Source organism: Serratia sp. BNK-23, from assembly GCF_047456145.1.
In the GTDB taxonomy this organism is placed as follows: Bacteria; Pseudomonadota; Gammaproteobacteria; order Enterobacterales; family Enterobacteriaceae; genus Serratia; species Serratia nematodiphila.
The window spans coordinates 1,260,466-1,283,447 of the sequence record NZ_CP179900.1; the positions used below are offsets into that span (position 1 = coordinate 1,260,466).

The following is a 22,982-nucleotide window of genomic DNA, read 5'->3' on the forward strand; positions in this document are numbered from 1 at the left end:
GCTGAACCCTCAACGATCTCCTCATTTGACCGATTATTTGCTCAGGTTGACGTCGATCGCCTGATAGAAGGCGTTAGCGGTGTCGGCTATGTCCCACACGGCAAGGATCACGTGCGAACCGCTGCGATCTGCCGGTATGTTGCACTGGTGGGTGACCTGTGCGGCAGGGATGGCGCCGCCGTCGTTGAACTGGCAGAACGGCGTCAGGTCAAAGGAAGCGCGGGTCAGCGGCTGCGAAGCGTCCCAGTTCGGCTTGGTGATGAAATAGCGCCAGCTGGTGGTGCTGTGACGCGCGGTCAGCTTCCAGGTAAAGGAGTTCGGACCGGTTTTCAGGTTGAGCTTGTTCCAGCGCGTCGGCGTTTGCTGATCCAGTTCGAAGAAGGTGGACTTGTCGGCGCTGGCGATATGGCCGTCAGCCGGGCCGGCCTGCGGGAAGCCTTTCAGGCCCTCGACGCTCTGCGGTTCGTACTGCACGCTGCCGCACTGCGTGTTGAGCTGCAGTTTGCACTGATAGGCGCGGCTGGCCGGCGATTCGACATAACCGTGGGCATTCGCCTGTTGCGAAACGCCGAACATGGCCGCGCTCAGCAGGCCCAGAGAGAGCAGGGTACGGGAAGTTTTGTTCATAAGTCACTCCTGACTGAAATTATGTTGTAAGTTGAGCGTATTTCACCGACAAAATGAGAGACTAATAACGCAATTGGAAATAACCATTTCTGTCGGCTTGTTTTATTTTTACCATTCTGGTTTGGCCGTAGATCGGAATGTTTTACCGGCTATTAACGAAAAATATTATGATGACAATCTTTGATCGTTAGGCCGAATTTATTTAACTGTCACAGTGTAAAAGCACGGCGCTATGATGAAATTTATATCAAGTAGTGATGAATAGTATTTAAGATAGCGCTCTCATTTATGAAGTATATTGCTTGTTGCTATGAGTACCCTTGTTCGATTTGATCGATTTTTGTGCGCCACCACCTTGGGAATTTAGTGTCATTTTTCTTATTTTATTTTAAAGAGGAATTTGTATGACTAGATTATCCCTGGACGCGATTAAAATAATCAGCACCATCAAGAGCACCGGATCTTTCTCTATGGCCGCGGAGGCGCTGCATAAAACGCCTTCGGCGATCTCTTATCGGGTTTCCAATATTGAAAGCAAACTTTGCGTGAAACTTTTTCATCGCAATGGCCCCATGATTACCCTGACGGATGAAGGGGAATTTCTCCTGCAGGAAGGCAGTTGGATTTTAAATGCGGTGCAGGATCTGGAAAGCCGGGTGCGCAACATCCCCAAGCTGGACAATAATATCCGCCTGGCGGTAGACACCTTCTTCCCGCTGGAAACGCTGACGCAGGATATCCGCGACTATATTCAGCATTGCCCGAACGCCAATATCTCGGTGCAGCGGGAAGCGTTGAACGGCACCTGGGATGCGCTGAAAAACAACCGGGCGGATCTGATCATCGCCATCGGCCAAATTCCCGACAGCGTGCAGGCCAAAACCCTGATGCTCGGCAAGCTCAATTTCGTGCTGTGCGTATCGCCTTCCCACCCATTCGCGGCGCAGAGAAAGCCGGTGTGCAAGAAACAGCGGTTGAACGACATCGTGGTGGTGATCGCCGACAGCAGCCATGAGCTGCCCAAGCGCAATCACGGTACGCTGCCCTTGCAGCGTCAACTGGTGGTGTGCGATGTGGAAAGCAACCTGGCGCTGCTCAAGCGCGGCATCGGCCACGCTTTTCTGCCGCCTGCGCTGATCGAAAAAGAACTGGCCAGCGGCGAACTGGTGACGGTGCCGGTGGAGATGCAAAAGGGCGACGAAATGATTTGGCTGGCGTGGCATCCGGCCAGCAAGGGCGCCGGGTTTAACTGGTGGCATGAGCGGCTGACGCGTAAAAGCGATGTCTACAGCCTGATGGGCCGCGAAGTGGTGCGGGATGGCAGCTATCCATGGTGCCACAACTGAAGGAATAGAGACGAAGGGACGCGAAAATCAAACGGTTAACTCAATGAAAACCCCGCAGCATTCGGCTACGGGGTTTTTTTATGGTTTACGCTACGCGGCCCACCTTCAGCCAGGCGCTGTCTGAACCCGGCGCAGAGGTGATGTAACCCCACTTGGTCTGCCAGACGTAGCCCTGGTAGGACACCAGCGCGCCCTGCGCGTAAGTGGTGCCCGGCACATAGGCCGGCGCGGTCATGATAGGCAGGTTGCCGGGGCCGACGCCGGTGTAGCGCAGCCCGGTGCCCATATCCAGCTGGCTGTCGTCGTAGTCTGCGGCGTTGAAATAGCGATCCAGCGAGGCCAGCAGATCGCCGTTGCGGTTGTCTTGCCCCAGATGCCAGAACATCACGCCGCCCAGCTGCTGCTGCTTGATGTACTTCGCTTTGTATTTGAAACTCTCGGCATCGTCATAGGTGACGAACAGCCCGTTCTGCGCATGATACAGATAAGGGGTTTTGGTCTTGTCGTTCCACAAGCGCTGATAGCCGTAGTTGCCCTGCAGCATCTGCTCCAACTGGCGATAGGAGGCGATGCGCGGATCCTTGTCGCGCACGCACTCTTCGCAGCCCACCAGCCAGTAGTCGGTGCTCGGATACGGATCTTCGCCCGGCGTGCTGTGGCTGCTGTATTGCCCACCGTTGCCGCCGCTGACGCCCTTGAAGGCGCGGCCATAGAAGGGCACGCCCATGACGATTTTGGCGCTCGGCACGCCTTCCATCATCAGGTGCTGCTGCACCGCGGCGTCGACCGTCAGGCTGAACGGGCTGGGGAAGGCGCGGGTCAGCTCTTCCCAGCTCCAGCCCAGATTGGCTTCGCGCAGCGCATTGTAGAAGGTCGGCCCGGCCGCGTCGCCGAACAGCGCCGCCTGGTGGTTGGTTACCTTCTCCCAGGGGCCGGCCAGATCGTAGGTCATCAGGTTGATGTAATCGAGCGGCGCGACGATCTGCGCCAGCTTGCTGTAATAGCGCGACAGGAAGAAGGCGCCGCCGGCGCCGGCGATGGTCAACTGATACGGCAGCGCCTGGCGGCCGTCGGCGACGGTTTGCTGATTCAGCAAGGTGCGGATCTCCTGCAGCGCGGCGATGAAGCCGTCCACTTCCGCCGCCTGCGGATACTCCCAGTCGATGTCCACACCGTCGAAACCGTAATCCTTCATGATGCGCACGCAGGATTGGGCGAACTTGGCGCGCGACGCCGGGGTTTTCACCGCGTTGACGTAGTTGGCGTGCGATACGCCCAGATCGTTGGAGTAGTACCAGCCGCCGATGGAGAACATGATGCGCAGGCTGGGGTTATGCGCTTTGAGCGCGGTCAAACGGTTGACCACATCGCGCGCCTTGGCGTCGTTGGTGGCCGGATCCCAGGCGCATTCCAGGTTGCTGTTGATATCCAGGAAAGAGAAGTTAATGTGCGTCAGCTGTTTGGCTTTGGCCGGCGTAATGTTGGAAACCGGGAATGGCACGACGGACGTATCGGTCTCGGTGTAATTATTGATTTGGTTGGTTGGAATAAAATAATACCCAATAACGGCTTTGCGTGTGGACATAGTATTTCTCCAGAGTGGATGTTTTTATGATGGGGAAGTATTTCCCACCGCCATTAATGTTTATTTTTCGTAAAAACAAAAGTCGAAATAAATCACCATAAGAATGAATTTTTTATTCACTGCCGCCTGTCTTGGCGTTTATGTGTTGTGCCAACGTTCAGCGTGAATGAATTCGACCATAGGGCCTGTATTTATTCATTTGCTTTGTAATAGCATCCTTAACTAGATTCTGATTATCCGATGTCCCACCGGCCGTGATTGGCATTTAATTAAAAATAAAAAAGGAGATGAGCTATGTCCAGCATAGAGCCTGACGCTGTTGGCTTAATAGTCCAGCGAGTATGTGAATATCTTCAGCCGGTATTGAACGCCATTTTGGCCGGCGTGATGGCGCTATTACATGGCGCCTACCGCAACGTGGGTATTCGGCGACGCTTATTGAATGCGGCGATGTGCGCGTTATTGGCCTGGACGGTGCGCGATGCGCTGGCGTTGATGGGCCTGGAATTAAAGTGGGCGAATTTGGCCAGCGTACTGATTGGTTTTATGGGGGCGGATTACATCAACGCCTTAATTAAAAAATTCATCGGCAAAAAGACGGGGTTTAAAAATGTTAAATGACATCGAAGAGATTCGCTTTACCGCCCGCAGCGAAGAAAACCTGCGCGGCGTGCACCCGGATCTGGTGCGCGTTATTCGCCTGGCGCTGCGTTATTCGCTGGTGCCGTTTTCCGTCAGCGAGGGGCTGCGCAGCATGGCGCGCCAGCGGGAAATGGTGCGCGCCGGCAGCAGCCAAACGCTGCGCAGCCGCCACCTGACCGGGCACGCGGTGGACGTGGTGGCGATGCCGGCGGGCGTGGTCTCCTGGGAGTGGGATTACTACGCGCAGATTGCAGTGGCGGTGCGGCGCGCGGCGCGTGAATGCGGCATCAACGTCGAATGGGGCGGTGAATGGAAAACCCTCAAGGATGGCCCGCACTTCCAGCTGCCGTTTCGGGACTATCCGGCATGAGCGGCTGGCTGCAGAAACTGATGCAGGGCGGGTTGCTGCTGCTGTTGCTGGCGGCTATCTGCCTCGGCGGCTACAGCGCGCTGTTGTCGCACCAGTTGGCGTCCGCGCGGCAACAGGCGGCGGAACTGCAAAAAAGCCTGGCGCAGCAGGCGGGGCTGATCGCCACCTTGCAGACACAGGACGCGCAAAATCGTGCGCTGATGGTGGCGCAGCAGCGGCAGGAACAGCAGCTGCGCCAGCAACACGAGGCTTATCAGAGGAAATACCGTGAAGCGATTAAAAACGATCCCTGCGCCGCTCAGCCTCTGCCTGGCGCTGTGTTTGAGCTCCTGCGCCCGGCCGCCGGCGCCGCAGGCCGTGCCGCTGTTGCCCCCTGAGTCGGTGTTCGCGCCCTGTGAGCAGCCGCTGCTGCAGGGGGAGACCTGGGGCGATGCGGTGAGCTATGCCCTGGCGTTACAAACCTCGTTACACATTTGCGCCGGCCAGGTGGAGACGCTCAACGCCTGGCGCGCCAGGCTGCCGCCGCGCTGACGGCGGCGTTTCTCTGCTCGTCCCGCAGGCCTTCTTTTTTTACTTTTAAAACGCTCTTTCGACCAAGGTTATGGCGCGCTTCAAAGTTTGTGATGTTTCTCTCACTATACTTCAAGTCTGTGCCCTGTCATTGTAATTGGGCGCCATGGCCCACGGCAGGGCGCAGCCTCAAAGCCTTACCTCAACATAAAAGCAAAAAACAAAGGAATCCATAATGGACGAACAGCTCAAACAGAGTGCCCTTGATTTCCATCAGTTTCCTGTCCCAGGGAAGATCCAGGTTTCCCCTACCAAACCGTTGGCGACTCAGCGCGATCTGGCGCTGGCCTATTCGCCGGGTGTCGCCGCGCCTTGCCTCGAGATCGCCGAAGATCCGCTGGCGGCCTACAAATACACCGCGCGCGGCAATCTGGTGGCGGTGATTTCCAACGGCACGGCGGTACTGGGTCTGGGCAATATCGGCGCGTTGGCCGGTAAGCCGGTGATGGAAGGCAAGGGCGTTTTGTTCAAGAAGTTTTCCGGTATCGATGTATTTGATATCGAAGTGGATGAGCATAACCCTGACAAGTTAATCGACATTATCGCCGCGCTGGAACCGACCTTCGGCGGCATCAACCTGGAAGATATCAAGGCGCCGGAGTGTTTCTACATCGAGCAGAAACTGCGTGAGCGCATGAAGATCCCGGTGTTCCACGACGACCAGCACGGCACGGCGATCATTACCACCGCCGCGGTGCTCAACGGCCTGCGCGTGGTGAAGAAGAACATCTCCGATGTGCGGCTGGTGGTGTCCGGCGCCGGCGCGGCGTCCATCGCCTGCCTGAACCTGCTGGTGGCGCTGGGGCTGCGTCAGCAGAACATCACCGTCTGCGACTCCAAAGGCGTCATCTATAAAGGCCGCGACGCCAATATGGAACAGACCAAAGCCGCCTACGCCATCGAGGATAACGGCCAGCGCACGCTGGGCGACGCCATCCCGAACGCCGACATCTTCCTCGGCTGCTCCGGCCCGGGCGTCCTGACGCAGGATATGGTGAAAACCATGGCGCGCGATCCGCTGATCATGGCGCTGGCCAACCCGGAACCGGAAATTCTGCCGCCGCTGGCCAAAGCGGTGCGCCCGGACGCCATCATCTGTACCGGCCGTTCCGACTACCCGAACCAGGTGAACAACGTCCTGTGCTTCCCGTTCATTTTCCGCGGCGCGCTCGACGTGGGCGCCACCACCATCAACGAAGAGATGAAGCTGGCCTGCGTGCACGCCATCGCCGATCTGGCGCTGGCGGAGCAGAGCGACGTGGTGGCTTCCGCGTATGACGATCAGGATCTCTCCTTCGGGCCGGAATACATCATTCCGAAACCGTTCGATCCGCGTCTGATCGTCAAGATCGCGCCGGCGGTGGCCAAGGCGGCGATGGATTCCGGCGTGGCGACGCGCCCGATCGAAGACTTCGACGCCTACGTGGAGAAGCTGGCGGAGTTCGTCTACAAAACCAACCTGTTCATGAAACCGATCTTCTCGCAGGCGCGCAAAGAGATGAAGCGGGTGGTGCTGGCGGAAGGCGAGGAAGAGCGCGTGCTGCACGCCACGCAGGAGCTGGTGTCGCAAGGGCTGGCTTTCCCGATCCTGGTCGGCCGGCCGAGCGTGATCGAGATGCGCCTGAAAAAGCTGGGCCTGCAGCTGACGCCGGGCAAAGATTTCGAAGTGGTGAACAACGAGTCGGATCCGCGCTTCAACGAATACTGGGGCGAGTACTACCAGATCATGAAACGCCGCGGCGTCTCGCAAGAGCAGGCGCGCCGCGCGGTGATCGGCAACCCGACGCTGATCGCCGCCATCATGCTGCACCGCGGCGAAGCGGATGCGATGATCTGCGGCACCATCGGCAGCTACCACGAGCATTACGACGTGGTGAAGAACGTGTTCGGTTTCCGTGAAGGCGCGCACGTCGCCGGCGCGATGAACGCGCTGCTGCTGCCGAGCGGCAACACCTTTATCGCCGACACCTACGTCAACGACGATCCGACGCCGGAACAGCTGGCGGAGATCACCCTGATGGCGGCGGAAACCGTGCGCCGCTTCGGCATTGAGCCGAAGGTGGCGCTGCTGTCTCACTCCAGCTTCGGCTCGTCTGACTGCCCGGCGGCGCGCAAGATGCGCAAAACGCTGGAGCTGGTGAACGAGCTGGCGCCGGAGCTGGAGATCGACGGCGAAATGCACGGCGACGCCGCGCTGGTGGAAAGCATCCGTCACGATCTGATGCCGGACAGCCCGCTGAAAGGCTCGGCCAACCTGCTGATCATGCCGAACATGGAAGCGGCGCGGATCAGTTACAACCTGCTGCGCGTCTCCTGCTCGGAAGGGGTGACCGTCGGGCCGGTGCTGATGGGGGTCGCCAAGCCGGTGCACATCCTGACGCCGATCGCCTCGGTGCGCCGCATCGTCAACATGGTGGCGCTGGCGGTGGTGGAAGCCCAGACCGAACCGCTGTAAGGCCGGGATGAGTGACTGGCCCCCTGCGCCGTTGGCGCCGGGGGCTTTTTTATTTCCAGCGGACGTGGTACAAATAATCGTCAAACATGTACATGTACAGGTAAAGAAAATGACTACGATCAGCTACACGGCAGCGAGAAACAATTTGGCCGAGGTGCTTTTGGAAGCGCAAAAACAGCCGGTGGAAGTGACGCGCCGCGGACACGATGAGGTTTACATCATCAGTAAGGCCGACTATGAGGTTTTGGTCAAAGCCAAGGTGAAAGCGCGCATTCAGGCTAAACACGCGGATACGATTAAGGCGCTGGCCAATAGATGATCTTTTTGACCGCAGAGGATATTGCGGAATTCAATGCTGAAATTGTGCCTCACGGCCGCCAGGATGGCAGCAAAGTTGAGGCTGTAGCCAACCGCGTGCTCAATGCTTACCACTATGAGAACGTCACCGACGTTTACCGTTTGGCCGCACTTTATCTCATTGCTATCAGCCACGGTCATATTTTTCTTGATGGCAATAAGCGCACGGCCTTCCAAAGCATGGCGTTATTTCTCGGTATCAATGGCATTGCACTGCGTGAAGATGCGCAGCTGGTTGAACTCACGGTCGAGGCTGCTCAAGGCCGCCTCAACGTCGAACAAGCCGCGGAGCAACTGCGCCGGTTAACCGAATAACCCCCTTTCTCATGCCTTGCAGCGCGCGGCGATGGCGCGGATATCCTGCGGGGTGGTGCGGCAACAGCCGCCGATCAATTGCGCGCCGAGCGCGCGCCACTCTGTCGCCTGATCGGCCAGGCTGCCGTGTTCGCCGCCGCAGGCGTGCCAGGTTTTACTCACCGCATCGTAATGCTCGCCGGAGTTCGGGTAGACCAGCAGCGGTTTGTCGGCCAGCGCGCTCAGCTGGCGCAGCGCCGGGGCGACCTTGTCCAGCGCGATGCAGTTGATGCCGATCGCCAGCACCTGCGGGTTGCCGCGCAGTGCAGACATGACCTCCGTCAGCGGCGTGCCGTCACTGAGGTGTTGGCTGTCGCGCAGGGTGAAGGCGAACCAGGCGCCGAGCGTCGGGAACTCCTGCAGCAGCGTCAGCAGCGCCTGCAGTTCAGCGAACGACGGCAGCGTTTCGCAGGCTAGCAGATCGACGCCGGCGGCGGCCAGCGCGGCGAGGCGCGGGCGGTGGAAGGCAATGAAGTCATCCTGCGCCAGCCGATAGTCGCCGCGGTATTCCGAGCCGTCGGCCAGATAGGCGCCGTACGGGCCTACCGAACCGGCGATCAGCAGCGGCGCCGCCTGCGGGTGTGCGGCCAGATAATCGCCCCGCGCCCGCTGCGCCAGCTGTACGCTTTTGGCGATCAGCGCCAGCGATTGCTCCTGATCCAGGCCGCGGCGCAAGAAGCCCTGCGGCGTGGCCTGATAGCTGGCGGTGATGGCGCACTGGGCGCCGGCGTTGAAATAATCGAGATGCACCTGATAGATAAGCTCGGGATTTTCAATCAGCACCTTGGCCGACCACAGCGGATCGGTCAGATCGCAGCCGCGCGCTTCCAGCTCGGTGGCCAGCGCACCGTCCAGGATCAGCGTCGGCTGTTCGGCCAGCAGGCGGGCGACGGGGTTATTAACCGACATGTTGTTCTCCCAAAGCGTTTTTTTGCCCGGCGCGCCGGGTCAGGAAATAGGTGAGATAGCACAGGGCGACGAACGGCAGCCCGCAGTAGAGCGCAATGCGCTGCTCCGGATCGAACGCCAGCCCGATGCAGGCCAGCAGGCACAGCGCAAAGCCGAGGATCGGCGTCAATGGATAGCCGGGGGCGCGGTATTTCAGGCCGTTTATCGGCTGGCCGCTGCGCAGATAGGCGCGGCGGAAAGCATAGTGGGCGGCGCAGATGCTCAGCCACACCGCCACCACCGCAAAGCCGGAGATCGCCGACAGGGCGACGAACACCGTGTCCGGTGCGATCACGCTGGTCAGCAGCGCCAGCACGCCGCCGAGCATGCTGAAGGTCAGGGCGTTGATCGGAATGCCGCGCGCATTGACGCGCGCAAAGTAGGCCGGCAGGGTGCGCTGGTGGGCCAGCGACCACAGCATGCGCCCCGAGGCGTACAGGCCGGAGTTGGCCGCCGAGAGGATGGCGGTCAGGATCACGAAGTTGAAGATATCGGCGGCGTAAGGCACGCCGATGCGTTCAAACACCAGCACGAACGGGCTTTTGACGATCCCCGCCTGATCCATCGGGATCAACGCTGCCAGCACGAAGACCGTGCCGATAAAGAACAGCATCAGGCGGATCACCGTGGTGCGGATCGCCAGCGGCACGACTTTCTCCGGGTTCTCGGTTTCACCGGCGGCGATGCCGATCAGTTCCGTGCCGGAGAAGGCAAAGTTCACCGCCACCATGGTCATCAGGATCGGCAGCGTGCCGTGCGGCAGCCAGCCGGAAGCGGTCAGGTTATGCAGGAACGGCGCCGGCGTGCCGTCTTTCATCGGCAGCAGGCCGAACATGGCGGCGCCGCCCAGAATGATGAACGCCAGAATGGTCACCACTTTGATCAGCGAAAACCAGAATTCGCTTTCGGCAAAAAAACGGGTGGTCACGACGTTGAGCAGGAAAATGGCCGCGCAGAAGATCAGGCACCACAGCCACACCGGCGACTGCGGGAACCAGTACTGCATGCAGAATCCGGCGGCGGTCAGGCTGGAGCCCAGCGCCACCGTCCAGGTGAGCCAATACAGCCAGGCGACGGCATAGCCGGTGGCCGGCCCCAGATAGCGCGAAGCGTAGACGTGAAAGGCGCCGGTTTCCGGCATCGCCACAGACAGCTCACCCAGGCACAGCATCACCAGATACACCACCAGCGCGCCGATCAGGTAAGCCAGCAGGGTGCCGAGCGCGCCGGTGGTGGAGATGATGTAGCCGGTGTTGAAAAACAGCCCGGTGCCGATCACGCCGCCCAGCGACAACATCACCAGGTGCCGGGCCTTCATGCTGCGTTTGAACTGCCCTGCGGCGGGCGCCGATGCGTGCATAATAATCTATCCGTATAGACGTCTAAATATCTGAATGGCTATTGGTTATACCCGTAATGCCTTTTTAACGCAATGCGCCACCGGCGATCGCCGCGTAAAAAAATCGTTAAGTCGGATCTATATGCAAATGATAATTATTATCTATAATGTCGCCATTTTCGCTAATGGGACAACATGATGAGATATCTGATTTTATTGGCGGCCTTGGCGCTCGGCGCCTGCAGCCAAACGCCGGTGAAGGCACCGGCCAATGACATCGCGAGTTTGGGGAGCATCACCGATCTGCACAGCGGTGCGAGCCTGACGCCGGAGCAGCTGTTGACGCGATTGGCGCAGCAGCCGCGGGTGATCGTCGGGGAAAAACATGACAATCCTTACCACCATCAGGTTGAGCAATGGCTGGTGCAGCAACTGCCGGCGCGGCGGCCGCAGGGCAGCGTGCTGATGGAGATGATCAACCCGAACCAGCAGGCGCAGGTGGACAAAGTCAAGCAGTGGCTGCAGAGCGACCCCACAGTGCGTGACGGCCGCGTGGCGGAGCTGATCGCCTGGCAGCCGGGCTGGAAGTGGGAACTGTATGGCGGGGTGACGATGGCGGCGATGCGCGCGCCATACCCGCTGTGGTCAGCCAACCTGGATCGCAGCGAGATTACGGCGTTCTATCAGCAGCCGCAGTTCCCGGCGGGGCAGCTATCGGCGCAGCCGGCGGTGCGCAAGGCGCTGGAAGAGACCATCCGCACTTCGCACGGCGGCAAGATTGAGGCCGACCAACTGCACGCGATGTTGGCGATCCAGCAGCAGCGCGATCGGCGCATGGCGGAACGTTTGCTGGCGGCGCCCACGCCCGCGCTGTTAATCGCCGGCGGCTATCACGCCGCCAAATCGGTGGGCGTGCCGCTGCACGTGCGGGATCTGCAACCGGCGGCGGCGCCGACGGTGCTGATGCTGGCGGAGCCGGGCGTACAGGTCGATGCGAACACGGCAGACTACCTGTGGATCACACCATCAGTGAAATGAATACGTTAAGGCAGTGAAAAGGGGTGTTAATTATAGTTGCAAATGATTATCATTAGTAAATGTGATCTGCAATCATTCGCAATTAAGCAAGCTAATGCCCCTATGTTAAGTCAGTCTTATTCCCTTTCGGCCTTTGAGCTGCCGCAGCCGCGCTGGGCGCGCGGCCTGCTGCTCGCCCTGGCGGCGCACGCGGCGTTGGTGCTGCTGTTTTATTGGCCGCAGACGGCGCTGGAGCCGGTGGCGCTGCCGCCGCCGGCGGTGATGATGAGCTGGGCGGCGCAGATTGAAGCGCCGGAAAGCAAACCGCTGCCGCTGGGCGTGCAGCAGGCGGAGTCCGCCGCGGCGCAGCCCGCTGAGCAGCAGCAACAGCCGGATCTGCCCAAGCTGGCGCGCGCCGATAAAGCGAAGATCGTGACGGTGCAGAAGAAGCGCGCCGAACACCGCCCCCCGCAAAAAGCGCAGCCGAAACCGCAGGAACAGGCCAAAGAGACGCGCAACGCCGCCGCGTCCAGCGCCGCCGCCCCACAGGCGCAGACGCTCTCCCACCAAACCGCCGCCCCGATCAACAGCGATGCCAACAGCAGCGCGCAGGCCAAGCTGTCGTGGGAGAGTCTGGTGAAGGGCAAGCTGAACCGCATCAAGGAATATCCCCCGGATGCCCGCAACCGCCGGCGCAGCGGCATGCCGCAGGTCAGTTTCAGCGTCGACGCGCAGGGGCGGGTATCGAACGTGATCCTGCTGGCGCGTTCCGGCACCGCGTCGCTGGATCGGGAAGCGGTAGCGGTGGTGTCGCGCGCGCAGCCGTTGCCGCCGCCGCCGCCGGAGATGCTCCAGCAGGGGGCCGTCAGGGTAACGATGCCGATCGATTTCAATCTGGCGGAGCTGAACGCCCGCCGTTAATGCCCGCAGACGCGGCAGCGCCGCCGTCCGGCTCTTCAAACTTCGTGAGGGATTATGAATCCGCTGTTATTTACCCCGCGCCGTCGCATCGCGGCCGCGCTCTGGCTTTCTTTAGGCGTCGCCGGCGCCGCGCTGGCGCAACCGCAGCCGCCGTTGGCGGAACGCGCGCCGAAAGCGCTGACTGCCCACGGCGAGACGCGCACCGACGATTACTACTGGCTGCGCGACGACAGCCGAAAAGAGCGGAAGGTGCTGGACTACCTGAAGGCGGAGAACCGTTACACCGAGCAGATGATGGCGCCGTACCAGAAGCTGCGCGCCACGCTGTATCAGGAGATGCTGGGCCGCATGAGCCCTGACGATCGTTCGGTGCCGTATCAGCTCAACGGCTATCGCTATCAGGAAAGCTACGCCGCCGGTAAAGATTTCGCGCGGTATCAGCGCCAGGCGCTCACCGGCGACACGCCGTGGCAAACCCTGTTGGACGCCAATCAGCGCGCGGCAGGCCATGCCTATTATCGCCTGGGGGCGCTGGACGTCAGTCTGGACAACCGCCGCCTGGCGGTAGCCGAAGATCTGCAGGGCCGTCGCCAATACCGCATCTCCCTGCGCGAGATAGACAGTGAGCGTTGGTCGCCGGAAACGCTGGAAAACACCTCCGGCAACATGGTGTGGGCCAACGACAGCCAAACCCTGTTCTACGTGCGCAACCACCCGCAAACGCTGTTGCCGTACCAGGTCTATCGCCATCAGTACGGTACGCCGACGGCGGAAGATAAGCTGGTGTACCAGGAGAACGATCCGGCGTTCTACCTCAGCCTCAGCCGTTCTTCTTCGCGTGACTACTTGATACTCACCATCAGCGGCAACACCACCTCCGAAGTGCGCCTGATCGACGCCAACCAGCCGCAGCGCGAGCCGCAGCTGTTCGCCGTCCGGCAAAACGGCCGCGAGTATTACCTCGATCACTACCGCGGAGAGTTCTATCTGCGTTCCAACCATCAGGATCCGAACTTCGGCCTGTACCGCACGGCGGCGGGCAACCCCTGGCAGACGCTGATTGCGCCGCAGGCGCAGCACGAGGTGGAGAGCTTCAGCCTGTTCCGCGACTGGCTGGTGGTGCAGGAACGCGCCAACGGGCTGGTGCAGCTGCGGCAAATCAGCTGGGACGGTAAAACCGAGCGCGCCATCCCGTTCGACGATGCCAGCTACATGGCCTGGTTGGGCTATAACCCGGAGCCGGACAGCGATCGGTTGCGCTACGGCTATTCGGCGATGACCACGCCGACCCGCACCTATGAGTGGGATCTGAACAAGGGCGAGCGCACCCTGCTCAAGCAACAGGAAGTGAAAGGCGTCGATCCCAGCCTGTATCACAGCGAACGCATTTGGATCACGGCGCGCGACGGCGTGAAGGTGCCGGTCTCGCTGGTGTATCGCAAATCGCTGTTCAAAAACGGGCATAACCCGCTGCTGGTCTACGGCTATGGCGCTTACGGCATGAGCATGGATCCGGCGTTCAGCGCCAACCGTATCAGCCTGCTGGATCGTGGCTTCGTCTATGCGCTGATCCACGTGCGTGGCGGCGGCGAGTTGGGGCAGAGCTGGTACAAACAGGGCAAGCTGACGCAAAAACCGAACAGTTTCAACGATTTCATCGACGCCACCCAGGCGTTGATCAACGGCGGCTACGGCCAACCGGGACGCATCTACGCCATGGGCGGCAGCGCCGGCGGTTTGCTGATGGGGGCGGTGATCAATCAGGCGCCGCAGCTGTACAACGCGGTGGTGGCGCAGGTGCCGTTCGTCGACGTGGTGACCACCATGCTGGATGACAGCATTCCGCTGACCACCGGGGAATACGAGGAGTGGGGCAACCCGCACCAGCCGGCCGCCTATGCGCTGATGAAGTCCTACAGCCCGTACGACAACGTGCGCAAGCAGCATTATCCGAACCTGCTGGTCACCAGCGGTTTGTACGACTCGCAGGTGCAGTATTGGGAGCCGGCCAAATGGGTGGCGAAGCTGCGGCGTTTCAAACAGGGCGATTCGCTGTTGCTGCTCTCCACCGACATGACCGCCGGCCACGGCGGCAAATCGGGCCGCCTGGCGCGGCTGGAAAACGGCGCGCTGGAGTACGCCTTTATTTTGGCGGCGGATCGGCAGATGCAGAAATAACCTTCAGCGCCGCGGCACGCTGCGGCGCAATAAAACAATAACAATCTTTTACCGCGCGTTTCGGCGGGCTTTTTGCTGGGCATTGTCGGCCATCAAACCTTATTGGCTATTTCTGGGGATATATGAAAATCAAAATGATAGCGAGCCTGATCGGCGCGGGACTGGCGCTGTACGGGCCGGCTGCGGCCGCGCAGGAACAGGCGGAAAACAATAAAGGCAGCGTGGCGTTCAGCCCGCTTAACGTCTCGGCCGCCGACGGCGGCAAGAGCAGCGAAAAAGAGGCGTTGGCGAAGCCTGGCGCATTCAGCTCGCGCGACGAAAACAAAAATCTGGAGTCGGTAGACAGCATTCTGCGCAGCATGCCGGGCACCTATACCCAGATCGACCCCAGTCAGGGGGCGGTCAGCGTCAATATTCGCGGCCTGAGCGGCTTTGGTCGGGTCAACACTATGGTCGATGGCATTACCCAAAACTATTACGGTACTTCCACGTCTGGCGTGATATCGCACGGTTCGACCAATAACCAGGCGGGCGTTTTGATTGACCCCAATTTCATCGTCGGCGTGGACGTGGCGCGCGGTGAGAACAGCGGCGGCAGCGGCGTAAACGCGTTGGCGGGCAGCGCCAACTTCCGCACTATCGGTGTTGATGATGTGATCTTTTCCGGCAATCCTTTCGGCGTGAGAACCAAATTCTCGGTCGGCAGCAACGGCATTGGCCGCAGCGGCATGATCGCCGTCGCCGGTAAGGGACAGGCGTTTACCGATACCGGCAGCATTGGCGCGATGGCCGCGGTCAGTGGGAGCTCTATTTATTCGAACTTCAACAATGGCGACGGTATCAGCAGCGAAGATTTTGGGTACGATGAATTTATGAAGCAAAATCCCAAGTCACAGCTGTTCAAACTGGATATCAAGCCTAACGAGTTCAATAGCATTGAGTTTTCCGCCAGGAACTACCAAAACCGCTTTTCTCGGCGCGATATCGATAGTCATGACCTCTACCTCAAATATCACTATGCGCCGTTTTCGGAGCTGGTGGATTTAAACTTCACCGTCAGCACCAGTAAAGGCAATCAGAAATACGACGGCGGTTCGCTATTCACCTTCTTTAACACCAATGCAAAAAACCGCTCCGATGCGCTGGATATCAACAACACCAGCCGATTCAGCCTGCTGGATACTGATGTAGCCTTCAGTTATGGCGGCAAGCTGATGCGCAACCAATACCGCAAACATGTTGAATCGGCGATAGAGAATGCGCAGACGGCGCAGGAGGCGATAGAAAATAACACCTTCGCGCCATCCGGCGAGCAGCGAATCGGCAGTTTATATACCGGCCTGCAGCTTAACCGGGATATTTATCAACTCGATCTCAATCTGAACTACACCAGCAACAAGCTGACCGGCTACAAGCCTGAATGCGATTATCGCGTGGAATGCTTCCCGCAAGGGGCCGCGAACATCAATTTGAAAGAGCAAGGGTTCAATCCTTCGGTAATGCTATCGGCGCAGGTGACGCCGTGGTTGCAGCCATTCGTCAGCTACAGCAAATCGATGCGTGCGCCGAACATTCAAGAAGTGTTCTATTCCAACTCGGGTGGCGCATCGATGAACCCGTTCCTCAAGGGGGAACGGGCGGAAACCTGGCAGGCCGGCTTCAATGCCAACGGACACGATCTGTTGGTGAAGGAAGATTCATTGCGCCTTAAGGTCGTGGGCTATACCAGTAAGGTACGTAATTACATCTTCAGCGAGTCCTACATGGTATGCCGCAATGGGCGGAAATGCAGTTATCGCGAAAATCTGGAAAACGATTGGGCCGATGCGAGCGAAGATTACTCGGACAACATGTATATCTACGTCAACTCTCTGACGCCGGTACGCATGCATGGTGTTGAGGTTGAAGCCAACTATGACGCCGGTCGAGCATTCGCCCGCGTCTCTTTCAGCAAGCAACACACCGAGCAGCCGACCTCCATCGCCAGCACCTATTTCGGCGCCGGGGATATCAATGAACTACCGGACATGTATTTTACGTTGGATACCGGGGTGCGTTTCCTTGATGAATCGCTAACCGTCGGCAGCATCGTGAAATACACGGGCAAAACGCGTCGCTTGTCGCCGGATTATGAACAGAGCGAAGTGACCGGTGAAATCCTGAAGCAAGAGATGCCGAACATTCCTACCATTATTGACCTGTACAGCACTTATCAGATCAACCGCAACGTCATGCTGAAATTTAGCGTGCAAAACGTGATGAACAAGAGCTATTCCGAGGCGTTGAACAAACTGAATATGTTGCCGATCCAAGGGGATGACGCGACGGCCGCCAACACCGCCCGTGGGCGGACTTATATCTTCGGCGGGGAGGTGCGCTTCTAAACCGCAGCAGAGCAGGGCGCAGTCACTGCGCCCGTTTCGCCTGCAGCAGCCATTTGTCCAGCTCGTTGGCGAACTGCTGGCGGTCGCGCTGGTTCAGGGCGTTCGGGCCGCCGGTCTGAATGCCGCTGGCGCGCAGAGTATCCATAAAATCGCGCATGTTGAGGCGCTCGCGGATGGTGTCCGGCGTATAGCGCTCGCCGCGCGGGTTCAGCGCCACCGCGCCTTTCTCTATCACCTCCGCCGCCAGCGGGATGTCGGCGGTGATCACCAGATCGCCCGCTTCGCAGCGGCGCACGATCTCGTTGTCGGCCACGTCGAAACCGGCCGCCACCTGCAGCGAACGGATGTACTTCGACGGCGGCGTGCGCAATGGCTGGTTCGCCACCAGCGTGACGGTGATGGCGGTGCGATCGGCGGCGCGGAACAGCACCTCTTTGATCACGTTCGGACAGGCGTCCGCATCGACCCAAATCTGCATCATTTCGGCTCCTGCAGCCAGTCGCGCACCGGCAGGAAATCGCGCGTCAGCGCCGCTTCCGGGCTGTCGGCCTCCGGCTGGTAGTTATATTCCCAACGCACCAACGGCGGCATCGACATCAGGATGGACTCGGTGCGCCCGCCGGTTTGCAGCCCGAACAGCGTGCCGCGATCCCACACCAGGTTGAATTCCACATAGCGGCCGCGGCGATACAGCTGGAACTGGCGCTCGCGCTCGCCCCAGGTCAAGGCCTTGCGTTTTTCGACGATCGGCAGATAGGCGTCGAGGAAGCCCTGGCCCACCGCGCGGGTGAAGGCGAAACAATGGTCGAAATCAGGGGTGTTCAGATCGTCGTAGAACAGGCCGCCGATGCCGCGCGCTTCGTTGCGGTGCTTGATGAAGAAGTAATCGTCGCACCATTGCTTGTATTTAGGGTAAACCTCGTCGCCGAACGGCGCGCACAGCTCGGCCGCGGTGCGGTGCCAGTGCACGGCATCCTCTGCGAAACCGTAGAACGGCGTCAGGTCAAAACCGCCGCCGAACCACCACACCGGCGCCTCGCCCGGTTTTTCGGCGATGAAGAAGCGCACGTTGGCGTGGCTGGTGGGTACATAGGGGCTGAGCGGGTGGATAACCAACGAGACGCCCATCGCCTGGAAGCTGCGCCCGGCCAGTTCCGGACGGTGCGCGGTCGCCGAGGCCGGCAGAGTGGCGCCGGAGACGTGCGAGAAGTTGACCCCTGCCTGTTCGAACACCGCGCCGTTGGTCAGCACGCGGCTGCGGCCGCCGCCGCCTTCTTCACGCGTCCATTGGTCTTCGGTGAACACGGCGCCGCCGTCGGCCTGGGCGAGCTGCGCGCAGATGTGATCCTGCAGCGCCAGCAGGAAGGATTTTACTTCAGCGATGTTAGGTAAACTCATGCGGGGTCTTTATAGCGTCTGGCTGAACAAGGCGCTGAGTATACTCTTATTCGCCGCCCGCGGCATCAGCGGGGTTTGCGTTGGTGTGCGTCGAAATAGTCGAAGAAGTTGATGATGCCGTCCGCGATGGCGCGGGCGATTTTCTCGCGAAACGCGGTGGTGCCCAGCAGCCGCTCTTCGTTCGGGTTGGTGATGAACGAGGTTTCCACCAGCACCGAGGGGATGGACGGGGATTTCAGCACCGCAAACGCCGCCTGTTCGGTGCTGTCGCTGTGCAGATGATGCACCGGGCGAATTTGGCCGAGCACGTGGCGGCCGAGCGTCAGGCTGTTGTTGATGGTGTCGGTTTGCACCAGATCGAACAGCACCTGCTGCAGGTAGTTGTCCTGATCCTTGTACTTGCCGCCCGCCACGTCGTCCGCGGCGTTTTCACGGTTGGACAGGTAGCGCGCCATGGCGCTGCTGGCGCCGCGGTTGGAGAGGGCGAACACCGAAGCGCCGGAGGCCGACGGGCTGGTGAAACCGTCGGCGTGAATCGAAATGAACAGATCGGCCTGGTGCTGGTGGGCGATCTCCACCCGCTGGAACAGCGGAATGAATTCGTCTTCTTCGCGCGTCAGGCGCGCCTCGACGTGATCGTGCTCATGCAGGAAACGGCGCACGTGGTTGGCGATTTCCAGCACGATGTGTTTTTCCTGCGAGCCTTCATGGCCGACCGCGCCGGAGTCGATGCCGCCGTGGCCGGGATCGATCATCACCCGCTTTTTGCCGCCGGCCGGTTTCGCCGCCGGTTTGCTGTGCTGATTGCGCAGCAGGCCTTCCGCCTTGGCGTTTTGGCTTTTCACGCCGAACAGCGCCACCGCCAGACCGGAAAGCAAAAGTTGGCGTCGCGTCGGGGAAACGGCAAGCGGTTTAAAATTGAGGAAGGGTTTACCCTGCTTTTTCATTACGCAACGCTCCGTCGACGTTTCTATTTTGCGACGTTATATCGTATTGATAATCATTAATCGACCCGATAACTATTTCCATTTATTACGCCTGTTACCGGCGATTTCCGGGCAAAATAGCGCGCTAAATCGCAGTTTGATATTGCGTAAGTGAATAATCACGCGATAATCAGATAAACACCTTAATTAACAGCGGCCAACATCGATGGAAATTCGCGTATTTCGACAAGACGACTTTGAAGAAGTCATTACCCTGTGGGAGCGCTGCGATCTGCTGCGCCCCTGGAACGATCCGGAAATGGACATCGAGCGCAAGCTGAACCACGACCCGGAGCTGTTCCTGGTGGCGGAAGTCGGCGGCGAAGTGGTCGGTTCGGTGATGGGCGGCTATGATGGGCACCGCGGCTCGGCGTATTACCTCGGGGTGCATCCCGACTATCGCGGGCGCGGCATCGCCAATGCGTTGATCAACCGTCTGGAGAAGAAGCTGATCGCCCGAGGCTGCCCGAAGATCCAGATCATGGTGCGCGAAGACAACGACACGGTGGTTGAGATGTACGAGAAGCTCGGCTACGAAATCCAGGGCATCACCAGCCTGGGCAAACGGCTGATCGAAGATCAGGAATATTGATCGAGCGGCGGACGGCGGTATAGCCCGCCCGCCGCAGCGCATTACGGCAGCTTTTTGACGGTTTTTACGTCCACTTCCACGCTGCTCCAGTCTTTATCCACTTTCCCTTCCAACTGCACCTTGTCTTTCGGTGTGACGGTTTGGCCGTTCCAGCGCTTGCGATCGATCTCGACCGTCAGGGTGCCGGTGGCGTCGCGGAAGGTGTAGGTATCGTCGCCGATGCGCTGCTCGATGTTGCCCTGCAGCATCACCCAGGTGTCGTCGCTCAGCGATTTCACCTTGTCCACGGTGGTCAGCGCCGCGCTGGGGCCGGAGAAACCGCCCTGCGGAGCGGCTTGCGTTTGCGCCTGCGGCGCGGCCGGATCGAGGAACCCGCCTTGTTGCGCCAGTACCTGTGCGCTGCACAGCGCGATCAGAGCGGCCAGAGTCAGTTTTTTCATGTTGCGCTTCCTTATCGTTATTGAAAATCACATCCCGCTGATATCGGGTGCTTGCTAAGTGATAAGGATTAAAACACGCCGATCTTAAGAGCTTCTTAAGCCGACGCATTGAAATTCTCGCTGGCGGCGCCCATCTGTAGCCATAGTCTTTATTCTGTGGCAAGGAACGAGCGTTGAAGCCATTCTCCCCCCGGTTTTCCCCGGACGATTACGACCAGCATGGCGCGCTGCGGCTGCCGCTGGGATTTTGGGCCGTGCTGATTTTGCAGGCGCGCACCTGGCTGTTGTTCGTGATGGCCGGCGCTTCACGTGAGCAGGGCGAAAGCCTGTTGGCGCTGTTTTATCCGGATACCCAACGTTTTTGGTACGGCATGCTGCTCGGCCTGCCGGCGGCGCTGGCGTTTTTGCTGAGCGGCCGTCGCCACCAATGGCCGCGACTGTGGCGCGGCTGGCGCTGGGGGCTGGCTGTCTCGCTGCTGGCGTCGCTCGGCGGCTCGCTGTTCAGCCTGTGGCGCCAGGACGGCGATGCGCCGGGGCTGGAGCTGGCGTTGGTGTTGCTCGACGCGCTGGCGCTGAGCTATCTGCTGCTGAATGCGCGCCTGAAAGCCTGTTTCGCGCCGGCGGAGCAGGCCGACTAATTGCCGAGAAGTGCGGCACTTTTCGCATTTTCCGCACTCCAAGCAGGCAACCGTTGGCGTAGTGCGGGCCGTTGTGAGAGGCTGGCACGCAGCAAAACGCCGAGTGCGGCAGGCGCGGGCTACCGCGCCGTGCCATTGATGTCTAAGGAGCTAGAGATGAATATTCGCCCCCTGTTGTTAGGGCTTCCGCTGTTACTGACCGGCTGTTCGAGCATGTCCAATTTCTCCTGGTCCAGCCTGTCGCCGTTCAACTGGTTCGGCAGCAGCCTGGAGGTCGGCGCCAAGGGCGTCGGCAAGCTCAACGCCGGCACGCCGATGTCGGAAAGCGCCATCAATGACGGGCTGGACGGCAACTACCGCCTGCGCGGCGGCATGGCGACCAACAACGGCCAGATCGTCTCTTATTACCAGGCGCTGTCCGGCGACGAAGTGAAACTGGTGATCACTGGCGAACCGAAAGGGCGCCTGCAGCGCGTGGACGTGCTGGATCCGAAAGTGGCGACGGAGTGGGGCAACAAGCTCGGCACGCCGTTCGGCGATATGTACAGCAAGGCGTTCGGCTCCTGTAAGCCAGGCAGCGGCGAAGACGCCGGTAAAGTGGAGTGCGTGGCGGAGCAGAGCAAGTACGTCACCTACATCTTCAGCGGCAAGTGGGCCGGGGCGCAGGATATCATTCCGCCGGACGACACCCTGAAAAGCTGGACGGTCAGCAAAATCATCTGGCACGCCAAGCCGCAGCAGTAACGTGTTCAACGGGCGCCGGTTCGCGGCGCCTGCCTTTTCAAGCCATTACCCCTATTTTCTTTGCGCTGCTGCAAGGCAATCGTCCGCGCTTGCGGTATGATAGCGCGCGTTTGTAACAGGGAACCCGCGCGTCAACCGCCATACCTGTTGCCTGGTTTTGGTATTGAGGATAACAACATGACACAGGTTCAGAGCGGCATTCTGCTGGAGCACTGCCGTTTCGCCATTTTTATGGAAGCCAGCGTACAGGGCGAATTCGCCGACTTGCGCCAGGGCTGCAAGCAGTTTTGTCAGACCCTGAGCGAGCTGCAGCAGCAGTTCCCCGATGCGCGCCTCGGCGCGGTGATCGCTTTCGGTTATGACGTTTGGCACGATCTCTCCAGCGGCCAGGGTGCGAAAGAGTTGAAGCCGTTCACGCCGCTCGGCAAAGGGCTGGCGCCGGCCACCCAGCGCGATATGCTGATCCACATCCAGTCGCTGCGCCACGACGTCAACTTCACGCTGGCGCAGGCGGCGCTGGCGGCGTTCGGCAATGTCATCAAGATTGAAGAAGAAACCCATGGCTTCCGCTGGGTGGAAGAGCGCGATCTGAGCGGCTTCATCGACGGCACCGAAAACCCGCAGGGGGACCAACGCCCGGCAGTGGCGACGATCGCCGAAGGCGAAGAGGACGCCGGCGGCAGCTATGTGCTGGTGCAACGCTACGAGCACAACCTGCGCCAGTGGCAGCGCTTTACCACCGAACAGCAGGAGCAGATCATCGGCCGCACCAAGCACGACAGCGAAGAGCTGCCGGCCGATCAGCGCCCGGATACCTCGCACGTCAGCCGCGTCGATCTGAAAGAGAACGGCAAGGGCCTGAAAATTTTGCGCCAGAGCCTGCCTTACGGCACCGCCAGCGGCAAGCACGGCCTGTTTTTCATCGCCTATTGCGCGCGCTTGCACAATATCGAGCAGCAGCTGCTGAGCATGTTCGGCGATCTGGACGGCAAACGTGACGCGATGTTGCGCTTCAGCCGTGCGGTGACCGGCAGCTACTACTTTGCGCCATCGCTGACGCGCCTGCTGTCACTTTGATGCCGTCGCCGAAG

Annotated in this window: 24 protein-coding genes; 16 read left to right on the plus strand and 8 right to left on the minus strand. The window is 59.9% G+C overall.

The window, feature by feature from the left end; genetic code table 11:
- Positions 1 to 33: 33 nt before the first annotated feature.
- Positions 34 to 627, minus strand: a complete 594-nt coding sequence (locus ACMGF9_RS05910; RefSeq protein ID WP_004936574.1) for a lytic polysaccharide monooxygenase — start codon at positions 625 to 627, stop codon at positions 34 to 36.
- Between the two features lie 404 nt (positions 628 to 1,031).
- Between ACMGF9_RS05910 and ACMGF9_RS05915 the strand changes: the two genes are divergently transcribed.
- Complete coding sequence (locus ACMGF9_RS05915; protein ID WP_414160596.1) at positions 1,032 to 1,973, plus strand: LysR family transcriptional regulator; 942 nt, start codon at positions 1,032 to 1,034, stop codon at positions 1,971 to 1,973.
- A gap of 85 nt (positions 1,974 to 2,058) precedes the next feature.
- On the opposite strand, the gene ACMGF9_RS05920 is transcribed toward ACMGF9_RS05915, so the two are convergent.
- A complete protein-coding gene (locus ACMGF9_RS05920) occupies positions 2,059 to 3,558 on the minus strand; it encodes a glycosyl hydrolase family 18 protein (RefSeq protein WP_044030722.1) in 1,500 nt (499 codons plus the stop codon).
- Positions 3,559 to 3,852: 294 nt separating this feature from the next.
- On the opposite strand from ACMGF9_RS05920, the gene ACMGF9_RS05925 reads away from it, so the two are divergent.
- The 7 genes from ACMGF9_RS05925 to ACMGF9_RS05955 all read left to right on the plus strand — a co-directional run bounded on the left by ACMGF9_RS05925 (position 3,853) and on the right by ACMGF9_RS05955 (position 8,267).
- Positions 3,853 to 4,179, plus strand: coding sequence for a phage holin, lambda family (locus ACMGF9_RS05925; RefSeq protein ID WP_004936551.1), 327 nt, complete (start codon positions 3,853 to 3,855; stop codon positions 4,177 to 4,179).
- Positions 4,169 to 4,570 carry a M15 family metallopeptidase gene (locus ACMGF9_RS05930; protein ID WP_015378690.1) on the plus strand — a complete coding sequence of 134 codons (402 nt, stop codon included), beginning with the start codon at positions 4,169 to 4,171 and terminating at the stop codon, positions 4,568 to 4,570. Before ACMGF9_RS05925 ends, ACMGF9_RS05930 begins: the two co-directional genes overlap by 11 nt.
- Complete coding sequence (locus tag ACMGF9_RS05935) at positions 4,567 to 4,947, plus strand: hypothetical protein (protein ID WP_414160597.1); 381 nt, start codon at positions 4,567 to 4,569, stop codon at positions 4,945 to 4,947. The genes ACMGF9_RS05930 and ACMGF9_RS05935 overlap by 4 nt, the downstream gene beginning before the upstream one ends.
- Entirely contained in the window at positions 4,928 to 5,101 is a 174-nt protein-coding gene (locus tag ACMGF9_RS05940) for a hypothetical protein (RefSeq protein WP_414160598.1), read from the plus strand. The genes ACMGF9_RS05935 and ACMGF9_RS05940 overlap by 20 nt, the downstream gene beginning before the upstream one ends.
- A gap of 214 nt (positions 5,102 to 5,315) precedes the next feature.
- On the plus strand, positions 5,316 to 7,595 hold the full coding sequence (gene maeB, locus ACMGF9_RS05945; protein WP_004936542.1) for an NADP-dependent oxaloacetate-decarboxylating malate dehydrogenase: 2,280 nt from the start codon (positions 5,316 to 5,318) through the stop codon (positions 7,593 to 7,595).
- A gap of 109 nt (positions 7,596 to 7,704) precedes the next feature.
- The gene (locus ACMGF9_RS05950; RefSeq protein ID WP_004936539.1) at positions 7,705 to 7,914 is read left to right on the plus strand and encodes a type II toxin-antitoxin system Phd/YefM family antitoxin; all 210 of its coding nucleotides are present in this window, start codon (positions 7,705 to 7,707) and stop codon (positions 7,912 to 7,914) included.
- Positions 7,911 to 8,267 carry a type II toxin-antitoxin system death-on-curing family toxin gene (locus tag ACMGF9_RS05955; RefSeq protein WP_019453865.1) on the plus strand — a complete coding sequence of 119 codons (357 nt, stop codon included), beginning with the start codon at positions 7,911 to 7,913 and terminating at the stop codon, positions 8,265 to 8,267. Before ACMGF9_RS05950 ends, ACMGF9_RS05955 begins: the two co-directional genes overlap by 4 nt.
- A 9-nt stretch (positions 8,268 to 8,276) precedes the next feature.
- Here the strand turns inward: ACMGF9_RS05955 and mmuM are convergent, their stop codons facing one another.
- Together mmuM and mmuP are read right to left on the minus strand one after the other, a co-directional pair.
- On the minus strand, positions 8,277 to 9,215 hold the full coding sequence (gene mmuM, locus ACMGF9_RS05960) for a homocysteine S-methyltransferase (protein WP_414160600.1): 939 nt from the start codon (positions 9,213 to 9,215) through the stop codon (positions 8,277 to 8,279).
- The gene (gene mmuP / locus ACMGF9_RS05965) at positions 9,205 to 10,614 is read right to left on the minus strand and encodes an S-methylmethionine permease (protein ID WP_021505633.1); all 1,410 of its coding nucleotides are present in this window, start codon (positions 10,612 to 10,614) and stop codon (positions 9,205 to 9,207) included. Before mmuP ends, mmuM begins: the two co-directional genes overlap by 11 nt.
- Positions 10,615 to 10,791: 177 nt before the next feature.
- Between mmuP and ACMGF9_RS05970 the strand changes: the two genes are divergently transcribed.
- The 4 genes from ACMGF9_RS05970 to ACMGF9_RS05985 all read left to right on the plus strand — a co-directional run bounded on the left by ACMGF9_RS05970 (position 10,792) and on the right by ACMGF9_RS05985 (position 17,093).
- A complete protein-coding gene (locus tag ACMGF9_RS05970) occupies positions 10,792 to 11,631 on the plus strand; it encodes a ChaN family lipoprotein (protein ID WP_099982434.1) in 840 nt (279 codons plus the stop codon).
- Between the two features lie 102 nt (positions 11,632 to 11,733).
- Positions 11,734 to 12,531, plus strand: a complete 798-nt coding sequence (locus ACMGF9_RS05975; RefSeq protein WP_176326395.1) for a TonB family protein — start codon at positions 11,734 to 11,736, stop codon at positions 12,529 to 12,531.
- Between the two features lie 54 nt (positions 12,532 to 12,585).
- On the plus strand, positions 12,586 to 14,709 hold the full coding sequence (locus tag ACMGF9_RS05980) for a S9 family peptidase (protein ID WP_414160601.1): 2,124 nt from the start codon (positions 12,586 to 12,588) through the stop codon (positions 14,707 to 14,709).
- 122 nt (positions 14,710 to 14,831) lie between these two features.
- Positions 14,832 to 17,093, plus strand: a complete 2,262-nt coding sequence (locus ACMGF9_RS05985) for a TonB-dependent receptor domain-containing protein (RefSeq protein WP_004936517.1) — start codon at positions 14,832 to 14,834, stop codon at positions 17,091 to 17,093.
- Between the two features lie 22 nt (positions 17,094 to 17,115).
- On the opposite strand, the gene ACMGF9_RS05990 is transcribed toward ACMGF9_RS05985, so the two are convergent.
- From ACMGF9_RS05990 to amiA, 3 genes are all read right to left on the minus strand, one after another.
- Positions 17,116 to 17,571, minus strand: a complete 456-nt coding sequence (locus ACMGF9_RS05990; RefSeq protein ID WP_004936514.1) for a YaiI/YqxD family protein — start codon at positions 17,569 to 17,571, stop codon at positions 17,116 to 17,118.
- On the minus strand, positions 17,571 to 18,491 hold the full coding sequence (hemF, locus tag ACMGF9_RS05995) for an oxygen-dependent coproporphyrinogen oxidase (protein WP_015378680.1): 921 nt from the start codon (positions 18,489 to 18,491) through the stop codon (positions 17,571 to 17,573). Before hemF ends, ACMGF9_RS05990 begins: the two co-directional genes overlap by 1 nt.
- 65 nt (positions 18,492 to 18,556) lie before the next feature.
- Positions 18,557 to 19,438: an N-acetylmuramoyl-L-alanine amidase AmiA gene (amiA, locus tag ACMGF9_RS06000; RefSeq protein WP_021505629.1), complete on the minus strand. Its 882-nt coding sequence runs from the start codon at positions 19,436 to 19,438 to the stop codon at positions 18,557 to 18,559.
- 205 nt (positions 19,439 to 19,643) lie between these two features.
- Here amiA and ACMGF9_RS06005 point away from each other — a divergent pair, with 205 nt between their 5' ends.
- Positions 19,644 to 20,069, plus strand: coding sequence for a GNAT family acetyltransferase (locus ACMGF9_RS06005; protein ID WP_004936504.1), 426 nt, complete (start codon positions 19,644 to 19,646; stop codon positions 20,067 to 20,069).
- A 41-nt stretch (positions 20,070 to 20,110) separates the two neighbouring features.
- On the opposite strand, the gene ACMGF9_RS06010 is transcribed toward ACMGF9_RS06005, so the two are convergent.
- Entirely contained in the window at positions 20,111 to 20,509 is a 399-nt protein-coding gene (locus tag ACMGF9_RS06010) for a YgiW/YdeI family stress tolerance OB fold protein (protein ID WP_414160602.1), read from the minus strand.
- Positions 20,510 to 20,682: 173 nt separating this feature from the next.
- Between ACMGF9_RS06010 and ACMGF9_RS06015 the strand changes: the two genes are divergently transcribed.
- The 3 genes from ACMGF9_RS06015 to ACMGF9_RS06025 all read left to right on the plus strand — a co-directional run bounded on the left by ACMGF9_RS06015 (position 20,683) and on the right by ACMGF9_RS06025 (position 22,968).
- Complete coding sequence (locus ACMGF9_RS06015; protein ID WP_048324662.1) at positions 20,683 to 21,147, plus strand: DUF2919 domain-containing protein; 465 nt, start codon at positions 20,683 to 20,685, stop codon at positions 21,145 to 21,147.
- Positions 21,148 to 21,303: 156 nt separating this feature from the next.
- Positions 21,304 to 21,891, plus strand: a complete 588-nt coding sequence (locus ACMGF9_RS06020) for an RpoE-regulated lipoprotein (RefSeq protein ID WP_004936494.1) — start codon at positions 21,304 to 21,306, stop codon at positions 21,889 to 21,891.
- 177 nt (positions 21,892 to 22,068) lie between these two features.
- Entirely contained in the window at positions 22,069 to 22,968 is a 900-nt protein-coding gene (locus ACMGF9_RS06025; protein ID WP_004936493.1) for a Dyp-type peroxidase, read from the plus strand.
- The last annotated feature ends 14 nt before the right edge of the window (positions 22,969 to 22,982 follow it).

Coding starts and splice junctions, on each gene's coding strand:
- ACMGF9_RS05910 (WP_004936574.1), bottom strand. CDS start 627: ATGAACAAAACTTCCCGTACCCTGCTCTCTCTGGGCCTGCTGAGCGCG.
- ACMGF9_RS05980 (WP_414160601.1), top strand. CDS start 12,586: ATGAATCCGCTGTTATTTACCCCGCGCCGTCGCATCGCGGCCGCGCTC.
- ACMGF9_RS05970 (WP_099982434.1), top strand. CDS start 10,792: ATGAGATATCTGATTTTATTGGCGGCCTTGGCGCTCGGCGCCTGCAGC.
- hemF (WP_015378680.1), bottom strand. CDS start 18,491: ATGAGTTTACCTAACATCGCTGAAGTAAAATCCTTCCTGCTGGCGCTG.
- ACMGF9_RS05930 (WP_015378690.1), top strand. CDS start 4,169: ATGTTAAATGACATCGAAGAGATTCGCTTTACCGCCCGCAGCGAAGAA.
- ACMGF9_RS05990 (WP_004936514.1), bottom strand. CDS start 17,571: ATGCAGATTTGGGTCGATGCGGACGCCTGTCCGAACGTGATCAAAGAG.
- ACMGF9_RS06025 (WP_004936493.1), top strand. CDS start 22,069: ATGACACAGGTTCAGAGCGGCATTCTGCTGGAGCACTGCCGTTTCGCC.
- ACMGF9_RS06010 (WP_414160602.1), bottom strand. CDS start 20,509: ATGAAAAAACTGACTCTGGCCGCTCTGATCGCGCTGTGCAGCGCACAG.
- amiA (WP_021505629.1), bottom strand. CDS start 19,438: ATGAAAAAGCAGGGTAAACCCTTCCTCAATTTTAAACCGCTTGCCGTT.
- ACMGF9_RS05985 (WP_004936517.1), top strand. CDS start 14,832: ATGAAAATCAAAATGATAGCGAGCCTGATCGGCGCGGGACTGGCGCTG.
- ACMGF9_RS05950 (WP_004936539.1), top strand. CDS start 7,705: ATGACTACGATCAGCTACACGGCAGCGAGAAACAATTTGGCCGAGGTG.
- ACMGF9_RS05935 (WP_414160597.1), top strand. CDS start 4,567: ATGAGCGGCTGGCTGCAGAAACTGATGCAGGGCGGGTTGCTGCTGCTG.
- mmuM (WP_414160600.1), bottom strand. CDS start 9,215: ATGTCGGTTAATAACCCCGTCGCCCGCCTGCTGGCCGAACAGCCGACG.
- ACMGF9_RS05915 (WP_414160596.1), top strand. CDS start 1,032: ATGACTAGATTATCCCTGGACGCGATTAAAATAATCAGCACCATCAAG.
- ACMGF9_RS05925 (WP_004936551.1), top strand. CDS start 3,853: ATGTCCAGCATAGAGCCTGACGCTGTTGGCTTAATAGTCCAGCGAGTA.
- ACMGF9_RS05955 (WP_019453865.1), top strand. CDS start 7,911: ATGATCTTTTTGACCGCAGAGGATATTGCGGAATTCAATGCTGAAATT.
- mmuP (WP_021505633.1), bottom strand. CDS start 10,614: ATGCACGCATCGGCGCCCGCCGCAGGGCAGTTCAAACGCAGCATGAAG.
- ACMGF9_RS05920 (WP_044030722.1), bottom strand. CDS start 3,558: ATGTCCACACGCAAAGCCGTTATTGGGTATTATTTTATTCCAACCAAC.
- ACMGF9_RS06005 (WP_004936504.1), top strand. CDS start 19,644: ATGGAAATTCGCGTATTTCGACAAGACGACTTTGAAGAAGTCATTACC.
- maeB (WP_004936542.1), top strand. CDS start 5,316: ATGGACGAACAGCTCAAACAGAGTGCCCTTGATTTCCATCAGTTTCCT.
- ACMGF9_RS05975 (WP_176326395.1), top strand. CDS start 11,734: ATGTTAAGTCAGTCTTATTCCCTTTCGGCCTTTGAGCTGCCGCAGCCG.
- ACMGF9_RS06020 (WP_004936494.1), top strand. CDS start 21,304: ATGAATATTCGCCCCCTGTTGTTAGGGCTTCCGCTGTTACTGACCGGC.